The organism is Melghirimyces thermohalophilus (assembly GCF_900102685.1).
GTDB lineage: Bacteria > Bacillota > Bacilli > Thermoactinomycetales > DSM-45169 > Melghirimyces > Melghirimyces thermohalophilus.
In genome coordinates this window covers 72,149-90,772 of the sequence record NZ_FMZA01000010.1, presented here as the reverse complement: position 1 = coordinate 90,772, position 18,624 = coordinate 72,149, and the positions used below count along the sequence as shown (strand labels likewise).

General features: G+C 54.1%; 15 protein-coding genes and 1 pseudogene. 3 read left to right on the top strand and 13 right to left on the bottom strand.

Features of this window, described 5'->3' with window-relative positions:
* Positions 1-55: 55 nt before the first annotated feature.
* Positions 56-1,681 (bottom strand): long-chain fatty acid--CoA ligase, encoded by a 1,626-nt coding sequence (locus BLP91_RS09225; protein ID WP_091570071.1) that lies wholly within the window; start codon positions 1,679-1,681, stop codon positions 56-58.
* 261 nt (positions 1,682-1,942) lie between these two features.
* Here BLP91_RS09225 and BLP91_RS16755 point away from each other — a divergent pair, with 261 nt between their 5' ends.
* A complete protein-coding gene (locus tag BLP91_RS16755; protein ID WP_176757919.1) occupies positions 1,943-2,089 on the top strand; it encodes a hypothetical protein in 147 nt (48 codons plus the stop codon).
* A gap of 58 nt (positions 2,090-2,147) precedes the next feature.
* Here BLP91_RS16755 and ymzB read toward each other — a convergent pair whose 3' ends face one another.
* The 7 genes from ymzB to ilvD all read right to left on the bottom strand — a co-directional run bounded on the left by ymzB (position 2,148) and on the right by ilvD (position 11,241).
* Positions 2,148-2,486 carry a protein YmzB gene (ymzB, locus tag BLP91_RS09220; RefSeq protein WP_143003514.1) on the bottom strand — a complete coding sequence of 113 codons (339 nt, stop codon included), beginning with the start codon at positions 2,484-2,486 and terminating at the stop codon, positions 2,148-2,150.
* Positions 2,487-2,828: 342 nt separating this feature from the next.
* Entirely contained in the window at positions 2,829-3,947 is a 1,119-nt protein-coding gene (gene leuB / locus BLP91_RS09215; protein WP_091569966.1) for a 3-isopropylmalate dehydrogenase, read from the bottom strand.
* 28 nt (positions 3,948-3,975) lie between these two features.
* A complete protein-coding gene (locus tag BLP91_RS09210) occupies positions 3,976-5,529 on the bottom strand; it encodes a 2-isopropylmalate synthase (protein ID WP_091569964.1) in 1,554 nt (517 codons plus the stop codon).
* A gap of 24 nt (positions 5,530-5,553) precedes the next feature.
* Positions 5,554-6,558 carry a ketol-acid reductoisomerase gene (gene ilvC, locus BLP91_RS09205; RefSeq protein ID WP_091569962.1) on the bottom strand — a complete coding sequence of 335 codons (1,005 nt, stop codon included), beginning with the start codon at positions 6,556-6,558 and terminating at the stop codon, positions 5,554-5,556.
* Positions 6,559-6,656: 98 nt separating this feature from the next.
* On the bottom strand, positions 6,657-7,163 hold the full coding sequence (gene ilvN, locus BLP91_RS09200) for an acetolactate synthase small subunit (RefSeq protein ID WP_091569959.1): 507 nt from the start codon (positions 7,161-7,163) through the stop codon (positions 6,657-6,659).
* A complete protein-coding gene (ilvB, locus tag BLP91_RS09195) occupies positions 7,160-8,899 on the bottom strand; it encodes a biosynthetic-type acetolactate synthase large subunit (RefSeq protein ID WP_425412205.1) in 1,740 nt (579 codons plus the stop codon). The genes ilvN and ilvB overlap by 4 nt, the downstream gene beginning before the upstream one ends.
* A gap of 647 nt (positions 8,900-9,546) precedes the next feature.
* Positions 9,547-11,241, bottom strand: a complete 1,695-nt coding sequence (ilvD, locus tag BLP91_RS09190; protein WP_091569956.1) for a dihydroxy-acid dehydratase — start codon at positions 11,239-11,241, stop codon at positions 9,547-9,549.
* A gap of 129 nt (positions 11,242-11,370) precedes the next feature.
* On the opposite strand from ilvD, the gene BLP91_RS09185 reads away from it, so the two are divergent.
* Complete coding sequence (locus BLP91_RS09185; RefSeq protein WP_091569954.1) at positions 11,371-12,327, top strand: bile acid:sodium symporter family protein; 957 nt, start codon at positions 11,371-11,373, stop codon at positions 12,325-12,327.
* A 535-nt stretch (positions 12,328-12,862) separates the two neighbouring features.
* Positions 12,863-14,492 (top strand): annotated as a pseudogene (locus tag BLP91_RS09180) (MDR family MFS transporter).
* A gap of 36 nt (positions 14,493-14,528) precedes the next feature.
* Here BLP91_RS09180 and BLP91_RS09175 read toward each other — a convergent pair.
* The 5 genes from BLP91_RS09175 to thrS form a co-directional block, all read right to left on the bottom strand.
* Positions 14,529-14,939, bottom strand: coding sequence for a DUF4395 domain-containing protein (locus BLP91_RS09175; RefSeq protein WP_091569951.1), 411 nt, complete (start codon positions 14,937-14,939; stop codon positions 14,529-14,531).
* Positions 14,940-15,018: 79 nt separating this feature from the next.
* Positions 15,019-15,378, bottom strand: coding sequence for a 50S ribosomal protein L20 (gene rplT, locus BLP91_RS09170; RefSeq protein ID WP_091569948.1), 360 nt, complete (start codon positions 15,376-15,378; stop codon positions 15,019-15,021).
* Between the two features lie 65 nt (positions 15,379-15,443).
* Entirely contained in the window at positions 15,444-15,641 is a 198-nt protein-coding gene (gene rpmI / locus BLP91_RS09165; protein ID WP_091569946.1) for a 50S ribosomal protein L35, read from the bottom strand.
* A gap of 24 nt (positions 15,642-15,665) precedes the next feature.
* A complete protein-coding gene (gene infC, locus BLP91_RS09160) occupies positions 15,666-16,223 on the bottom strand; it encodes a translation initiation factor IF-3 (protein WP_091569943.1) in 558 nt (185 codons plus the stop codon).
* 162 nt (positions 16,224-16,385) lie between these two features.
* Positions 16,386-18,317 (bottom strand): threonine--tRNA ligase, encoded by a 1,932-nt coding sequence (thrS, locus tag BLP91_RS09155; RefSeq protein WP_091569941.1) that lies wholly within the window; start codon positions 18,315-18,317, stop codon positions 16,386-16,388.
* Positions 18,318-18,624: the final 307 nt, after the last annotated feature.

Here is an 18,624-nt window from a genome sequence, read left to right as displayed (position 1 = left end):
ACCTTTTTCATAAAAGTTTTTTTAAAGGTGCGACCTTGGGATCGCTTTTCATCGGTTACTCCACCGACTGCTTTAGGCCGAAACGCTCCACCAGCTCTTCCCGCAAGGCCCGTTTTAAAAATTTGCCGACAGAGGTTTTGGGAAGTTCGTCCATAAAGATCATTTTATCAGGCAGCCACCACTTGGCCACTTGCGGCCTTAAAAACTCCAACAGCTCCTCTTCATTCACCCGCCCTCGGCCCTCTTCCGTCAGTACGACGCAAGCGACGGGTCGCTCCTGCCATTTCGGGTCAGGAATAGCCACTACTGCTGCTTCAAAAACATCTTTGTGAGCCATCAAAGCATTCTCCAGATCGACGGAGCTGATCCATTCCCCGCCACTTTTAATCAGGTCCTTTTTCCGATCCGTAATCTTGATCGCTCCTTCTTCATCCACAGTGACCATATCCCCCGTGTGCAGCCAACCATCCTGAAACGTTTCCCCACTCCGCTCATCCTGATGATACGCATCGGCGATCCAAGGACCGCGAATCAGCAACTCCCCGATCTCTTTCCCATTCCAGGCCACTTCACCGTCGGTTCCTTCCACCCGGATCTCCACACCTGGGACAGGCAAACCTTGTTTCGATTTCAACTCCAGTTTCTCTTCCGGGGTACACCCCTGCTGATGACTTTTCAGACGACCGACAGAAACCACCGGACTGGTCTCCGTCATACCGTAAGCATGAAGGACAGGCACCCCATACTTTTCTTCGTAAGCGCGGATCATCTCCTTCGGCGCCGCCGATCCACCAAAAAGAAGGGTTCGCAGCGTGGACAGATCATATGACCTCTGTTCCAGCTCTTTTAACATACCGATCCAGATGGTCGGCACCCCTCCGGTCAGAGTCACTTTCTCCGATTCGATCAATTCAGCGATGGCCTTCGGCGTCATCCGAGGGCCCGGCAACACCTGTTTACTGCCGAACCAGGTGGCGGCGAAGGGCAGGCCCCAGGCATTGACGTGGAACATCGGCACCACCGATAAACAGGTATCCGCTTCCGACAGGGCGAGTACATCAGCGAGCCCCAGAGCCATACTGTGCAGGTAGATACTCCGTTGAGTATAAACCACCCCTTTTGGTTTTCCAGTTGTGGCAGAGGTATAACACATCCCGGCCGGATCATTTTCGTCCAGGTCACGGGGAAAGGGGAAGTCCGGCTCCCCTTTTTTCAAAAGTTCCTCATAGGAATAGAGCCGCTCCACCGATGTGTCGGGCAGGGATTGATCAGTCATCACCACAAAGGTTTCTACCGTCTGCAGCCGGTCCCGGACCGCTTCCACCTTCGGCCATAAATCCTGGTCAACCAAGAGCACCTTATCCCCGGCATGGTTGATTACATAGACGAGGTGTTCGGGAGAGAGACGAATATTGACTGTATGAAGCACCGCCCCCATCCCTGGGATGGCAAAATAAGCCTCCAGGTGGCGATATTGGTTCCACGCCAGGGTCCCCACCCGATCTCCCTTCCTCACACCCAATTGATGGAGTGCGCTGGCCAGCCTTCGAGCGCGACGCCCCATCTCCGCATAATTGTATCGGAAGATCCCCACATCCGTATTAGAAACAACCTCTTTCTCGGGAAACAGCCGCTCCGCCCGTTCCAGCATCGATGACACTAACAGCGGTACATTCATCATCTCTTCGCTCCCACCTTTCATCGGAAAACAAAAATTATCACCCTTCTGAAAATAAAGCGGTTTCACTAGTCTGATTTCAGTATATCGACCTCCGACAGACAGGACAAGCCGAGAACCACGATTCCACCCCATTCATTCTGTTCTTTCCTTATTAATTGTTATTTGTTAAGAACCAAGCAGAGATTTAATACAAATGGTGTAAACAGTAAAACAATTAGTGTAAAATAATAGAGAGACAGAGTTCATAGAGGAGGGAGACCCATGAGCCGCAGTTGTATCATCGGTCTTACTCTGTCTTTTCTCCTGATTATCCTGTCGGGTCTAGGCTGGGCATATATGGTTCAAGGTGAACATTCCCCCGGATCCAAGACGGAGGAAAGCACGCTTTTATCCAGGCCGTCTTCCTGACGGCTTTCTTTTTTTATTTATAAAAGCGACCGCAACGATCTCCGGCCGCCTTTCTCTTTTATCTTTTGGATATCGTATAGGTTCCCCGGTCTGTCGTCAGCATCAGTCGGGTTCCATCAAAATGGTTATCATGTAAACGATCCACCGGAATATCAAATGCGGCAGAAGGCAACTCTTCCTGCTGATGGTCCGCGTGAACCACCGAACCCTCCCCCTCCATTCGGAGAGAGAGGGGAGAAACGTAGCCATCCATCGTCGGTGTCCGCTCGATCAGTGAGGTTTTGTTCAAGGTCATCAGGGTGAGATCGATATCGCCGTCTTCCTCTTTGACAATCTGCACTTCTTGGCCGTTCCACTGCTCCAGTCGTGCGATCAGCTCCGCGATTTGCTGTTCCACCGAATAATCACCCTCCCTTCGATTGGTCCGGTTTATCATAACCGAAACAGGGGATAAGGATTCCAAAAACATGCTATAAGATCACTTTTTCCCAAGGAGATCATGAAACGCGAATTTCGATGTATAATGAAGATGTAGACCAACGATGAACGGAGGTACGCTGGATGAATCCCATGCGTTGGAGTCTATTTTTGTACGTGGCTTTAATCGTGGGATTGATCGCAACATATATACAACAGCATTGACGTTCTTCTGCAGAGCCTCCTTCCCGAGGCGTATTTTTGTGCAGACATAAAAACATCCTGCGGCGGAGTTCTCCATACCGCAGGATGTTTACTTTCATCACATCATGGCTTCCACCGGAATATGCGGATCCGGCTGCTGTTGTTTTAACTCTTCGATGACCCGGTCCCCAAATTGATCCGTGGACAGAGCCAGATCGCCGGGAGCAGCCAAATCCATGGTGCGGGCGCCCTGATTCAACACGCAGGTGACCGCCGCTTCGATGGCCCGTGCCGCCTGCTCATCACCGAAAGAATGTCGGAACATCATCGCCACGGACAGGATGGTGGCTACGGGGTTGGCAACGCCCTCTCCGGCAATACCTGGAGCGGAGCCGTGAACCGGTTCGTACAGCCCGCGGTTTCCTTCGCCAATGCTGGCCGACGGGAGCAATCCGATAGAACCGGTCAGGATCGCCGCCTCGTCACTAAGGATGTCCCCGAACATGTTCTCGGTGACAATCACATCGAAGTCAGTCGGCCGGTGAATGATCTGCATCGCGCAATTGTCCACCAGCATGTGGTCCAACTTCACATCGGGATACTCCCCGGCCACCCGTTCGGCTACCTGCCTCCAAAGGCGGGAGCTCTCCAAGACATTGGCTTTGTCGACGGAGGTGACCTTCTTCCGCCGATTTCGGGCCCATTCAAAGGCTCGCCGCAGGATTCGCTCCACCTCGTAATCCTGATACACCAGAGTGTCGGTCGCTTTTTCTCCGCGTTCGGTTTGCTCTCTACGCTTTTCTCCGAAATAGATGCCGCCGGTCAGCTCCCGTACGACTAAAAGGTCGACCCCTTCCAGCACCTCTGCCTTCAACGTGGAGCTCTGCTCCAGCCCGGAGAAGAGTTTGGCCGGCCGCAGGTTGGCAAACAGCCCCAACTCCTTGCGCAAACGTAAAAGCGCTTTTTCCGGCCGCAGCTCCGGCGGGTTTTTATCCCATGCGGGGCCACCCACGGCTCCGAGCAAAACAGCGTCGGCCTCCCAGCAGATTTGGAGGGTTTCCGTTGGAAGCGGATTTTGCACCCGATCGACGGCACTGCCCCCGATCAGGCCAAAATCGACCTGAAAGTGATAGCCAAACTGTTCGCCGGCCTGTTTCATCACTTTGACGCCCTCTTCCACAATTTCCGGACCGATCCCGTCGCCGGGAAGGACGGCAACATGTCGTTGTTTAGTCATCGCTCTCCCTCCTTCGTTTCCCGCAGGTTCAGGAACCGACGGGGACTTCTGCAGAGCGGGCCGCTCTACCGTCCCGCCGGGCCACGATCCGATTGATCCCGTGGATGTAAGCGCGGGCGCTCGCTTCCAATATATCGGTGCTGACACCCCGCCCCTGAACGGTGGCGCCATCCTGCTCCAGTTTGACATAAACCTCCCCGAGAGCATCGGTACCGTGGGTGACGGAGGCAATTTTGAAATCGACCAGTTTCGCCTTTTCACCAGTGACTCGGTCAATCGCCTGAAAGATGGCGTCAACGGAGCCGTTGCCACAGGCAGCCTCATCCAGGAACTGCTGATTGCGGACATCGTACACCCGGATAAAAGCAGTGGGCACCGACTGGTTTCCATAGGTAAGCTGCACGGTTTCCAGATGATAGATTTCCGTCTCCTCCGCCCATTTTTCTTCCACCAAGGAGGCGATGTCTTCGTCTTCCACCTCTTTTTTCCGGTCTGTCAGCTCCTTGAAGCGGCCGAAAAGTTGATCCGTCTGTTCGTCGGTAAGCTGGTAGCCCATGCTTTTCAGTTTATCCCGGAAAGCATGGCGTCCCGAATGTTTACCCAGCACCAACCGGGTCGCTTCCTGTCCGATCGTCTCCGGTTGCATGATTTCGTAGGTGGAACTGTTTTTCAACATGCCGTCCTGATGAATTCCGGATTCATGGGCAAAGGCGTTGGCGCCAACGACGGCCTTATTGCCAGGGACAAGCATCCCAGTCATTTTGCTGACCATCCGGCTGGTTTTGGCGATCTCCTTCAGATTGAGTCCGGTAGAGACCTGATAGTGATCTTCTCGGGTGGCCAAGGCCATCGCCACTTCTTCCAAAGCGGCGTTACCGGCCCGTTCCCCAATGCCGTTGATAGTTCCTTCCACCTGTTCCACCCCGGCTTCGATAGCCGCCAGGCTGTTGGCGACGGCCATCCCCAAATCGTCGTGGCAGTGGGCGGACAACTTCACTTTCTCAATCCCCGTCACATGCTGTTTCATGTAACGGAAGATATCTCCATACTCCTCGGGGGTGAGGTAACCGACCGTATCCGGGATATTGAGTACATCGGCGCCGGCGGGAATCACCCGCTCCGCCACCTGGCACAAGAATTCTTTTTCAGTCCGTCCCCCGTCCTCCATGGAGAACTCCACCCTGTCAAAGTACTTTCGGGCCAGACGAACCGCCGCTTCGGCCTGTTCCAGCACCTCTTCCCGCGTCATGTTCAATTTGTATTTGCGATGGATCGGGCTGGTGGCAAGAAACACGTGAATTCCGGGGCTTGCTGCATTCTTCAGTGCTTCTCTCGCCTTTTCGATATCCCCCGGAACCGCCCGGGCGAGGCTGACTACCGTCGAATGGGTCACCGCCTCGCCCACCCGGCGTACCGCATCCAGATCCCCCGGGGAGGAAGCGGCAAAACCGGCCTCGATCACATGGATTCCCAAGCGTTCCAGTTGAAGGGCGATTGCCACCTTTTCTTCAGCACTCAGGTTTACTCCAGGGGATTGCTCCCCGTCCCTCAACGTCGTGTCGAAAAATTGGACCTTTCGCATGCCGCACCCTCCCTCTTTTCGTATTTATCCTTTCACCGGGGCTTTGTTGAGCCAAGCCATCGTCTTGCGCAACTTTTCTCCTACTTGCTCGACGCTGTGTTTTTTATCCGCATCACGCATGCGGTTAAACTGCGGGCGCCCTTCTTCGTTTTCCCGGATCCAGGCTTTGGCGAAGGTGCCATCTTGGATCTCTTTCAGCACCTCTTTCATCGCCTCTCGAGAAGCATCACCGACGACCCGTTTACCGCTCACATAGTCACCGTACTCGGCCGTGTCACTGATGGAATAACGCATTCCGGACAGTCCGCCTTCGTACATCAGATCGACGATCAGTTTCAGTTCGTGCAGACATTCAAAGTAGGCGATCTCCGGTTGATATCCAGCTTCGGTCAAGGTTTCAAACCCTTTTTTAACCAGCTCGCTGACCCCGCCGCAGAGGACAGCCTGTTCTCCAAACAGATCCGTCTCCGTCTCCTCCTTAAAGGTCGTCTCGATCACACCCGCTTTGGTGGCGCCGATACCTTCCGCATAAGCCAGACCAATCTCCTTGGCCTTGCCTGTGCTGTCCTGTTCCACCGCGATCAGCGCGGGAACACCGAAGCCTTCTTCATAGACCCTGCGAACCAGATGACCCGGCCCCTTGGGAGCCACCATAACCACATCTACATCCTTCGGCGGTTGGATCTGTTGGAAATGGATGTTAAACCCGTGGGAGAACATCAGGGTGGAACCCGGTTTCAGATAAGGAGCCACCTGATCCTGATACACCCGAGCCTGCACTTCATCCGGCATCAAGAGCTGGATCACGTCAGCCTGTTTGACCGCTTCATCGACGGTGTTCACTTCGAATCCGTCTCGCTCCGCCTGTTCCCACGAACGGCCGCGACGAAGTCCGATCACTACCCGAACTCCGCTATCTCGCAAATTTTGTGCCTGAGCGTGTCCCTGGCTTCCATATCCCACCACGGCAACGGTTTTTCCTTGTAGGGCTTGAAGGCTCGCATCCTCTTGGTAATACACTTTGGCCATAAAGCATCCCCCTTGCGAATTTTAGTCATGTTCAGCGTTGTCGAAATAAAGTTTCTGTGTGTGACGATAGTCAGATCCCGAGTTGGATCCCCTTTTGTTTAGTTGCCGACGTGTACCGCTACGCCCTTGGTCGCTCCTCGAGGCAGAGCGGTAACGCCAGTGCGGGCCACTTCCTTGATCCCGTAGGGCCGCAAGAGATCGAGCAAAGCATCCAACTTGGACCGTTCTCCGGTCGCTTGCACCATCAGGCTGTTGGGACCGACATCGACCACGGAAGCTCGAAAGGGTTCGATAATGCCATTGATCTCCATTCGGGTTCCTGAACTGGCTCCCACAGTGACCAGGAGTAATTCCCGTTCCACCGCAGCATGTTCGTTTAAATCCTGCACTTTGATCACATCGATCAATTTGTGAAGCTGTTTCTGCACCTGTTCCATTGTCCGTTCGTCTCCGCTGGTGACGATCACCATTCGGGACAGGCCTGGCTCCTCTGATTCGCCGACGCTGATACTCTCGATGTTGAAGTTGCGACGGCCGAGGAGGTTGGCAACCCGGGCCAGCACACGGGGTTGGTCATTGACCAGTACGGAAATGATGTGCCTCATTCGTCCCCCTCCCCCATGATCATTTCGTCGAGACCGCTTCCTGGTGCCACCATCGGATAAACATTCTCTTCCGATGCCACCTGGAAATCGACCACTGCTGGTCCTGGGTGGGCCAGCGCTTCTTTCCAAGCCTCTTTGGCCTCTTCCTTGTTGGTCGCCCGCCAAGCTTTCACCCCGTAAGCCTCCGCCAGCTTGACGAAGTCGGGACTGTCCGCTAGATCCACTTCGCTGTACCGCTTACTGTGGAACACCTCTTGCCACTGCCGCACCATCCCCAGACAACGGTTGTTGATAACGGCCACCTTAACAGGGATATTGGTCAGAGCCACTACAGCCAACTCCTGGTTGGTCATCTGGAAGCCGCCATCCCCGGTGACACTGATTACCGTCGCCTCCGGTTTAGCCAGCTGAGCCCCGACGGCAGCAGGGAAGCCGAAACCCATCGTGCCGAGACCGCCGGACGTGATAAACGAACGGGGACGGGCGAAGGGGAAATATTGAGCCACCCACATCTGATGCTGACCGACGTCTGTGGTTACCACCGCATCTCCTCCGGTGGTTTCATAAAGATGACGGATCACCCATTGCGGCTTCAACATCTCCTCGGAATCCTTAAAGGTGAGGGGCTTTTCCCGGTACCATTGCTGCACCTGTCCCATCCAGGCATCAGAACGGGCCCGGGGCACCTCTTTCACAGCCTCCTCCAAAGACTTTTTCACATCACCGACAATGGGAATGTAAGTGTCCACGTTCTTGCCGATCTCCGCCGGGTCGATGTCGATATGAACGATTTTCGCGCCGGTGGCAAATTTATCGAGCCGACCCATCGTCACCCGGTCATCAAACCGGACCCCGATCCCGATCAAAAGATCACATTCCAAAAGCGCGTGATTGGCAGCGTAGGTGCCGTGCATTCCTGGCATCCCCACCCAGTGGGCATGCTGTCCGGGGAAACCGCCTAAGCCCATCAGGGTGGTGGTCACCGGGGCGTTGATCTTTTCCGCAAAGGCGATCAATTCCTGTTCGGCACCGGCGGTGACCACTCCCCCTCCCGCCAGGATCAACGGTTTTTTCGCTTCGGCAATCGCCTGATGCAAACGGGTGATCTGCAAGGGATGGGGATCCGTCTTCGGTTGGTAACCGCGGATATGAACCTGTTCCGGGTAACGGTAAGTCGAACGAGCATTGGAAACATCCTTGGGAATGTCGATCAGCACGGGGCCGGGGCGTCCGCTGGAGGCAATGTGAAATGCCTCCTTCACCACCCGAGGCAGCTCTTTCACATCGGTAACCAGGTAACTGTGCTTGGTGATGGGCATGGTGATACCGGTGATGTCCGCCTCCTGAAAAGCGTCGGTGCCGATCAGGTTCTGGGCCACATTCCCGGTAATGCATACCAGCGGGATGGAATCCATCTGCGCTGTCGCCATACCCGTCACCAGATTGGTAGCTCCCGGTCCTGAGGTGGCGATCACTACCCCCGGCTTGCCCGTGGCGCGGGCGTAACCGTCAGCGGCATGGACGGCCCCCTGTTCATGACGGGCTAACAGATGCTTTAAGGCTCCCTGGTAAAGGGAGTCGTAGATGGGAAGCACGGCCCCACCTGGGTAACCGAAGACGACCTCGACCCCTTCCTCGATCAAACATCGAAGTAAAATCTCCGATCCGGTAAATTCCTGCTGCGGCTGATTGGTAGGTTTCTGTTCTTCAACTGGCATCGTCAACCGTTGGGCCATCCTTTTTGCACCCTCCTTCTGATAAAGAATAAACCTTTCGCTTCCAACCAATTCCTGACACGGCCACAGTTCACGGTCATGGTTTGATTGGGGCGAAAGGTTCGCGGTACCACCCAATGCTCGCCGCCGCCTCACGGCAGACGGCCTCAGCGGGTGTGCTCGATTTTAAGCACACCCTGTCGGATAACGGTGACCAACCGGACGCGATCTACTGGGGGAACCTTTCGACGCGCAGCTCCGAGGTGAGATTGTCTCCACACCGTGGTTCCGGTCTCAGCCTGGCGGAACTCTCTGTGACACGGGAGGTGGTGACATATGGCCTCTTCTCAGCTTTTGTCCCAACTTATGCAATTTTTTGTAACAAATTCCTTGTGATAGATAAAACAAAGCCTCTGGGCATCCTAACCCGTTCCGAACGGTTGATCGAACCGGGTAGGACCTGCCGCAGAGGCTTTTATCCTCACGGTGTACACCGCACTCGGGGTGTTGATGCCGCTCGGTCACAGTCCCCGCATCGGGCGGAACCCTAGGCATCCTCCTACACGTTCACGGACTCATTTTGTCCGTATTTGTGAAATTGTTTAATTATTTAGGTGCTATTATAGTCAGGGTCCGTTTTAATTGTCAACGGATTTTTTGTTAATAAATTATGAATCTGTGACGGCTCCTTTTGAAGCCGAGGAAACCAGACGCGCATATTTGTTCAGCACGCCCCGGGCAGACGAAAGCGGTGGGGCTTGCCATTCTTTCCGCCGGCGCTCCAGTTCCTCCTCGGTCAGATCGACGGACAGCTCCCGCGTGGTGGAGTCGATCGTGATCAGATCCCCGTTCTGTATCAGGGCAATCGGCCCCCCCACCTGGGCTTCCGGTGCCACGTGACCAATCACAAAGCCGTGGGAACCTCCGGAAAAACGTCCGTCGGTGATCAAGGCCACCTTTTCCCCCAAGCCTTTTCCTACGAGAATGCCGGTGATGGACAGCATTTCCGGCATCCCGGGGCCACCCTTGGGACCTTCGTAACGGATCACGACCACGTCCCCTGCTTGTACTTGGTCGGAGAGGATCGCGTCAGCAGCATCCTGTTCCGTATCAAACACCTTGGCCGGTCCTGTCATGCGGGATACTTTCAAGCCGGACACTTTGGCTACCGCTCCTTCAGGAGCAAGATTTCCTTCCAGCACCACCAAGGGACCCGTCGTGCGCAACGGATTATCGAGGGGCCGAATCACCTGCTGCCCTTCCTTCAGCGAATCCGCCTCCGCCAAGTTTTCGGCCAAGGTTTTTCCTGTCACCGTTAAACAGTCACCATGCAGCAGACCCGCCTCCAGCAACAATTTCATCACAGCCGGGACACCGCCAACTTTATAGAGGTCCTGCATCACGTATTTACCACTAGGTTTCATATCAGCAATATGGGGAACTCGCTGCCGAATCCGCTCGAAATCCTGGATCGACAGATCAACATCAAGGGTGTTGGCGATCGCCAAAAGATGGAGAATGGCGTTGGTGGAACCGCCCAGAGCCATCACCACAGTGATCGCGTTCTCAAAGGCTTCCTTGGTCATGATGTCCTTGGGATATATCCCTTTCTCCAAAAGGTTGACCACAGCTTCGCCTGCACGGTAACAATCTTCCCGCTTCTCCGCCGATTCTGCCGGATGGGAGGAACTGCCCGGCAGACTCATCCCCAATGCTTCGATGGCCGAGGCCATGGTGTTCGCTGTATACATGCCGCCGCAGGATCCGGCCCCGGGGCAGGCGTGACACTCGATCCGATGCAGGGATTCGTCATCGATCAATCCCTTGTTGTGCTGCCCCACTCCCTCAAAAGCGGAGACCAGGTCGATATCCTTTCCATCCAGGTTGCCGGGACGGATCGTCCCCCCGTAGACAAAAACTGCCGGCACCTGAGTTCGGCCGATGGCGATCATACAGCCGGGTATATTTTTGTCACATCCGCCGATAGCGACATATCCGTCCAGCCGCTCCGCTCCGACGACGGTTTCGATGGAGTCAGCGATGATTTCCCGGCTAGGCAGGGAATACCGCATGCCTTCGTGGCCCATAGAGATTCCGTCGGAAACGGTGATCGTATTGAAGATGAGTGGCGCTGCCCCACCTTCACGGGCTCCTTTTTTAGCTTTTTCCGCCAATTCATTGATGTGGATATTGCAAGGGGTGACTTCGCTCCAGGTGCTGGCTACACCTACCATCGGTTTTTGAAAATCCTGATCGGAAAAACCGACGGCTCGAAGCATCGCCCGGTTGGGAACACGGCTCGTCCCTTCACTGATCACATGACTTCGAATGCGCAGATCTTCTATTGTTGTTTCCTTGCTCATCTTTGCTTCCCTCCTGTTTCCCCTTGACAAGATGATTGCAGAACAGTGTATAGTATTTTTCAATAGCTGTCACGACCTGAATGAAATTTTTCTTTTAGTTTTTAATCGGAGAAAAAGGAGGTATGGTTGGTGAAGGGTTTGATCTCCGCCAGCCGTTTTGCTCAAAACACTTTTGCCCTATGGGTGGTGATCGCCGCCATCCTGGCCTGGTTATCACCCGGACTCTTCACCTGGCTGACTCCCTGGATCACCCCGCTGTTAGGCGTGATCATGTTCGGAATGGGGCTCACCTTGAGAGGGGCAGACTTCGCTCTAGTGCTCCGCCGTCCTTGGCCGGTGGTGGTCGGTGTTTTTCTGCAATTTTTTGTGATGCCACTCACCGCCTACGCCATCGCTGTCCTCCTGCAACTGCCGCCGGAGCTGGCGGCCGGATTGGTGCTGGTAGGGGCTTGTCCCGGCGGCACCGCCTCCAATGTGATTGTTTATCTCTCAAGAGGGGATGTGCCTCTTTCGGTCACCATGACCAGCGTGTCCACACTGCTGGCGCCGATCGCCACCCCCTTCTTGCTGTTATGGCTGGCCGGCGCCTGGATGCCGGTAGATCCCCAATCCATGATGCTATCCATCCTACAGGTGGTTATTCTGCCGATTATCGCCGGTATCTTGGTCCGGCGCTTTTTCCCGGTAACGGTAAAAAAGGCGACAGAAGCCCTCCCGCTCCTCTCCGTCACTGCCATTGTCGCCATCGTCGCCGGCGTCGTCGCTCTCAATGCAGGAAGCTTCGGAAAACTGGCACTGGTCACCTTTTTTGCTGTTATCTTGCACAACGGTTTAGGTTATCTCTTCGGTTATAGCGGTGCGCGTCTCCTGCGGCTGAACGAACCGGCCAGCCGAGCGGTCTCCGTTGAAGTGGGAATGCAGAACTCCGGTCTCAGCGTCGCGCTGGCACAAACGTATCTCAATCCAGCTGCTGCCCTGCCTGGCGCCGTCTTCAGTGTCTGGCATAATATATCCGGCCCTCTGTTGGCCACCTTTTGGTCGCGACGAGAAAAAATCGCTCAAACATCGACCACCGTCCAAAGCTGACCAGAAACCCACCTTCAAACCCACCTTCCGAAAAAGCCCATTATGAGCCTCCCTGTCATCTCAGCCCGGTATCCACTGGGCTGAGATGAATAGAAAACGGATTTGAACCGTGGTGAACCCGTTAACAGCCAGTCCAACATTTCTGAGAGGCTGTTTCTCTGGGTCTGCCTTTCCGGGATCCCTTTGCTTCGCCCCATTTTTTCGCTTTCAAGCCTCCAACCTCCGATTTCCGACCCCCTCTCTTTTGAATCAGTAATCGGTCACAACGATCTCTTATCCAAGGGACCCTGTTGTTACCCTGGAGGGGATCATACCATGATTTTTATTTTACTTTTGGCTCAATTGACAAAACAGACCGCCCACTATAAATTCGATACTGTAATACTTAACCAAATTTAAAAAGGTTCCATTCTCTGGCCTCCAAGGAAAAGGAACTGGAATCATTTTTGCAGGCGTTTCAAAAACTGACAAAAAACCAACGTAAGAATTGAAGGTAGATGAGAAGAATTTTGCCGGGAAGGGAGCTGGAAGCTGCGTGGAACACCTGGATATGCGCCAGAAATTAACTATCATGCTGGCGATCATGGCTTCTATGCTATTCGCCGCTCTAAACCAAACCATCGTGGGAACAGCGCTGCCCCGAATCGTTACCGAACTGGGCGGAATGGAATATTTTAATTGGGTTTTCACCATCTTTATGCTGACCTCCAGTGTCACCGCCATCCTGGTGGGGAAGCTGTCGGATATTTACGGGAGAAAACCCTTTATTTTGTCCGGGCTGGGTATTTTTATGGTCGGATCCTTTCTCTGCGGAACCTCCGCCGATATGATCCAGCTGATCATCTATCGCGGGGTTCAGGGCTTCGGTGGTGGCATGATCATGTCCACCGCCTTTACCGCAGTGGGAGATTTGTTTCCGCCGCGGGAACGGGGGCGCTGGCAGGGGCTGATGGGCTCGGTATTCGGCCTGGCCAGTGTGTTTGGGCCGACCCTGGGGGGGTTATATTGTGGATCACTTCGATTGGCACTGGGTGTTTTGGGTGTTTCTCCCTGTGGGGATTATCGCCTTCCTGCTGATCCTACGTCTCTTTCCCGCCACGGCCCCAGGTGTAAAGAGAAAGATCGACTACTACGGATCGTTGTTTTTAGTCTGTACGATGATTCCGCTGCTGTTGGCTTTTACCTGGGCAGGAAACCAATATAGCTGGACCTCTGTGGAAATTTTGGGCCTATTAACCGCATCAGTCGTCGCTTTTGTCCTTTTTATCATCACCGAACGCCGGGTGACCAACCCTGTCCTTCCCCTGTATTTATTTAAAAACAATGTTTTTTCCCTATCCAACGCCATCGGCTTTCTGATCGGGATCGGCATGTTCGGGGCCATCATGTATATGCCCTTTTTTATCCAGGGAGTGATGGGGACATCGGCTGCTAAAAGTGGATTCGTCATGATGTTCATGACCTTGAGCATGGTGGTCTTCAGTGCGATCACCGGCCAGTTGGTAACGCGAACGGGCAAATATAAAAAGCTGGCCCTGACCGGATTGACCATCATGGGAGTGGGAATGTATCTGTTGACGCTGATGAGCACAGAAACCAGCAACGTTTCCGCTGCCCTTCATCTGGTCATTCTCGGATGTGGGCTGGGCATGGCTTTTCCCATTTTCAACCTAACCGTTCAAAACGCCGTGCCCCATCGCGAACTGGGAGTGGCGACCGCGGCGATCCAGCTGTTCCGCCAAATGGGAGGAACGGTGGGTGTGTCGATTATGGGAACCATCCTGTCCACCCGCATGGAATCCCGGCTGACGGACGGGGTCACCAAAGATCCGGATCTGGCGGCCAACCCTGAGATAGCGGAAAAATGGAAATCCTTGAAAGACCCTCAGATCCTGCTCTCACCGGAACAGCTCGCGGCGATTAAGAGCCAGATCCCCCCGGAGATGAGTGGACTTTTCGAGAGATTTATCGATTTTTTGCGGGAGGCGATGAACTACGGCTTATCCGGTGTCTTTTTGATGGGGACCGGCGTCATGATCCTGGCACTGCTTTTGACGCTCTTCCTTCGGGAGATCCCCTTACGGACTACGAACCGGGACCCTGCTGAAGAGGAGGAATCCTCCACTTCCCGCAACCGCTCCACCAAACCCCAACCAGAAGGATGATAAAAATATCCGCCGGATCACGGCGGACATTTTTATTCAGGCCCCTCGGCGTTGTTTCCACCGATGGAATTGGAAGCGAATAAAGCAACCGATGCAAAAACCGCAGATGGCGATGGCAGCTGCTAAGCCCACCAGAATAGCAAAGGTGATACCCACCGCGGGGTAGCCCGTGACGAAGCCCAACAGGCTGATGGTGAGACAAACCACCGCGATCCATTGATTAAAACGCTGCTGTTCAGCATCTTCCATCTGATACTCCGACAGAGGCTTTTTCAAGAAAGGGCGTATGATGGCGAAGAGGGGGTGACGACGAAAAGCGAGACCGATCAGACCGAACACCAAGGGAATCGCCAATATGCCAACCAGGCCGGATCCCAAAGCCAACAGCACCGACAACACTTGAAACCATTGATTGGCCCGGACATAGGGGACGGGAATCCCTGTCATCTTTCTCCCTCCAACCTTTCTCTTTTAAAAAGAGATAACCACCCATGGGAAAAAAACCGGGTGGTTATCCGATACGTCGTCAGGCGTTCACTTTCTCCTTAGCCAGGCTAGCCAGTTCGGAGAAAGCTTTTTTGTCGTTAACCGCCAAATCTGCCAACATTTTGCGGTTCACTTCGACACCCGCCTGTTTCAAGCCGTGCATCATTTTGTTGTAAGAAAGGCCGTTCATGCGAGCAGCAGCATTGATCCGGCTAATCCACAGCCGACGAAAGTCCCGTTTGCGCTGCCGCCGATCGCGATAAGCATAGGTGAGTGATTTCATCACTTGCTGTTTCGCCGTTTTAAACAGCGTGTGCTTCGATCCGAAATAACCTCGGGCCAGTTTCAATACTTTTTTACGGCGACGTCGGGTCACATACCCGCCTTTTACACGTGCCATAAACGATTCCCTCCAGACTCAAACACTTTTATGATTTCCTCCGCACAGCGCAGGTTTTGTTTCCTTTACTTATTGCCGATCAGATGCTTGACACGCTTCACGTCGGATTTATGCAGCAAAGCCGTCTTGCGCAGTTTGCGCTTGGTTTTCTTCTGCTTGTGTTCCAACATGTGGTTCATATAGGCATGGTTTCGCTTGATTTTGCCGGTACCGGTTTTGGTGAACCGTTTGGCAGCCGCCCGGCGAGTCTTCATTTTCGGCATAGAAAAATCCCTCCTGGATACAGCTTACGAATTTTTTTCCTTCTTAGGCGCCAGGATCATAATCATGTGGCGACCTTCCATTTTGGGGTGCCGCTCCACTTCCCCGATCTCTTTCAACTCCTCCGCCATACGGGTCAGCATCTTCCGGCCCAATCCCTGGTGGGTGATCTCCCGGCCGCGGAAACGGATGGACAGCTTCACTTTGTCACCCTTCTCCAGGAACTTTTTCACCTTGCGAAGCTTTGTGTTGACATCATGTTCTTCGATGGACGGACTGAAACGGACTTCTTTAATCTGGATCGTCTTCTGCTTTTTCCGAGCTTCTTTTTCCCGCTTGCTCTGTTCGTAGCGGTACTTCCCGTAGTCCATGATACGGCATACGGGGGGTTTAGCTTTGGGAGCCACATTAACAAGATCCAAATCGGCTTCCCGGGCGAGGCGGAGTGCCTCCCGGAGCGGTTTGATGCCCAATTGGTTGCCATCCCGGTCAATGAGCCGTACTTCACGGGCACGGATGGCTTCATTGACCAACTGCTGTTCTTTGCTAATACCTGCCACCTCCGAAGGGAATTTCGATATCATCGCAAAAAAAGGTGCGGGCAGAGGCCCACACCTTGGATTCCATCGTCCAGAACCGAAGACCTGCCAACAGCCCGTGCGTCGATCAGGTGAGAAGCGGGGCGCTCCTGCTTGAATGCTCCATACAGGTTAACACGGGAGTTAACACCTGTCAAGCGCCGCAATTTAGGATGTCTTCTCTTCGATCTCCTTTTTCATCCCGTCGATCAAATCGTCCAGTTTGCGGGCACCCTGGTCTCCCTCACCGCGGCGGCGAACAGCCACGGTTCCCTGTTCTTGTTCCTTTTCACCCACAATCAGCATATAGGGGATTTTTTGCAGCTGGGCTTCCCGGATTTTGTAGCCGATCTTTTCACTGCGCCCATCCAGCTCCGCACGGATGCCGGCCTCTTTCAGGCGGTCGACCATTTCGCCCGCGTAATCGTGGTAGGCATCGGTGATCGTCATCACCCGAGCTTGAATCGGCGACAGCCAAAGGGGCAACGCCCCCTTGTAATACTCCAGCAAGAAGGCGACAAAACGCTCCATCGTTCCCACGATTCCCCGGTGGATCACAACGGGGCGGTGGGGGTGGCCATCCTCACCGATATATTCCAACTCAAACTGATTGGGCAGATGGAAATCCAATTGGACGGTGGACAGCGTCTCATCCTTGCCCAAGGCGGTCTGCACTTGTACGTCCAGCTTGGGGCCGTAAAAAGCGGCTTCTCCTTCCGCCTCCACATACTCCAGCCCCAGGTCGTCCATCGCCTCTTTCAGCATCTGTTGGCTCTGTTCCCACATCTCATCGTTCTGCACATACTTTTTCTTGTCCTCGGGATCCCGGTAGGAAAGACGGTACCAGAAATCCTGGATACCGAAGTCCCGATACACCTCTTCAATCAGGCGCACCACGCGGGTAAACTCCGACTTGATCTGGTCCGGACGGCAGAAAATATGGGCATCGTTCAAGGTCATCGCCCGAACCCGCTGCAATCCGGACAATGCTCCGGACATCTCATGCCGATGCATCATGCCCAACTCGGCAATACGCACCGGGAGATTGCGGTAGCTTTTCAGGTCGTTTTTGTACACCATCATGTGGTGGGGACAATTCATCGGACGCAGGACCAACTCTTCGTTATCCATCTCCATGGGCGGATACATATCCTCTTGATAGTGGTCCCAGTGACCCGATGTCTTGTATAGTTCCACACTGGCCAGGTGGGGGGTATAAACGTGGTCGTATCCCATGCGCTCTTCTTTGTCGACGATGTACCGCTCAATGGTGCGGCGGATGGTGGCCCCATTGGGAAGCCATAGGGGGAGCCCTTGTCCCACCTCTTGCGACAAGGTAAAGATTTTCAGCTCTTTGCCCAGCTTACGATGATCTCGTTCCTTCGCTTCCTCCAGCTGCTTCAGATAGGCATCCAACTGGGATTTTTTCGGCCAGATGGTTCCGTATACCCGCTGCAACATGGCGTTATCGGAATCCCCCCGCCAGTAGGCCCCGGCCACACTCAGCAGTTTAAATGCCTTCAGCTTTCCGGTGGAGGGAACGTGGGGGCCCCGGCACAGATCGAAGAATTCCCCCTGCTCGTAGATGGTGATCTCTTCGTCTTCCGGCAGTTCCCGGATCAACTCCAGCTTCAGCGTATCTCCTATCTCTTCATAGATGCGCAAGGCTTCTTCCCGTGAGACAACCCGCCGTTTGATCGGGAAATCTTCTTTGGCGATGGCTCGCATCTCCTGTTCGATCCGGGGAAGATCATCTGCGGTCAAGGGCTGGGGAAGATCCATATCGTAATAAAACCCATTCTCGATCACCGGACCGATACCCAGCTTCACGTCGGGGTAGAGACGCTTCACTGCTTGAGCCATCAGGTGAGCGGCGCTGTGCCGATAAACCTCCAAGCCTTCTGGATCCTCTAGGGTAAGGATGCGCACTTCAGCTCCATCCGGTACCTCTCTGGACAAGTCCACGGTTTGTCCGTTCACTTGTCCCGCGATCGCTTTTTTAGCCAGACCGCGGCTGATCGACTCCGCCACATCTTGTACCGTCACTTGTTCTCCATACTCCCGAACTGATCCGTCGGGCAGTTTTACAGCCACACCCACTTATCTTCACTCCTTCTCATGATCTGTCTGCAAATAAAAAACACCCATCCCCAAGGGACGAGTGTTTAAACACGTGGTTCCACCCTTATTCGACCGCCATGGGCACAAGAAGTGCATGACGATCCTTCAACACGATAACGGTGTGGGACCGGCTACCGATACTGACCTTGTCGGCGTTCCCGGCGCTGTTCGGAGGGGGTCATCGATCGCTCAGAGGGTTCAGAGGTTTCCAGCCTGTGACCTCTGTTCTCTGCTAACCGTAAGCAACCGATGATGGCCTCGTCATCACATACGATAGAAGTTTGTC

Coding starts and splice junctions, on each gene's coding strand:
- BLP91_RS16755 (WP_176757919.1), top strand. CDS start 1,943: ATGAGCCGCAGTTGTATCATCGGTCTTACTCTGTCTTTTCTCCTGATT.
- rplT (WP_091569948.1), bottom strand. CDS start 15,378: ATGGCACGTGTAAAAGGCGGGTATGTGACCCGACGTCGCCGTAAAAAA.
- rpmI (WP_091569946.1), bottom strand. CDS start 15,641: ATGCCGAAAATGAAGACTCGCCGGGCGGCTGCCAAACGGTTCACCAAA.
- ilvC (WP_091569962.1), bottom strand. CDS start 6,558: ATGGCCAAAGTGTATTACCAAGAGGATGCGAGCCTTCAAGCCCTACAA.
- BLP91_RS09175 (WP_091569951.1), bottom strand. CDS start 14,939: ATGACAGGGATTCCCGTCCCCTATGTCCGGGCCAATCAATGGTTTCAA.
- ilvN (WP_091569959.1), bottom strand. CDS start 7,163: ATGAGGCACATCATTTCCGTACTGGTCAATGACCAACCCCGTGTGCTG.
- BLP91_RS09225 (WP_091570071.1), bottom strand. CDS start 1,681: ATGATGAATGTACCGCTGTTAGTGTCATCGATGCTGGAACGGGCGGAG.
- BLP91_RS09210 (WP_091569964.1), bottom strand. CDS start 5,529: ATGCGAAAGGTCCAATTTTTCGACACGACGTTGAGGGACGGGGAGCAA.
- leuB (WP_091569966.1), bottom strand. CDS start 3,947: ATGACTAAACAACGACATGTTGCCGTCCTTCCCGGCGACGGGATCGGT.
- ilvB (WP_425412205.1), bottom strand. CDS start 8,899: ATGGCCCAACGGTTGACGATGCCAGTTGAAGAACAGAAACCTACCAAT.
- ilvD (WP_091569956.1), bottom strand. CDS start 11,241: ATGAGCAAGGAAACAACAATAGAAGATCTGCGCATTCGAAGTCATGTG.
- infC (WP_091569943.1), bottom strand. CDS start 16,223: ATGATATCGAAATTCCCTTCGGAGGTGGCAGGTATTAGCAAAGAACAG.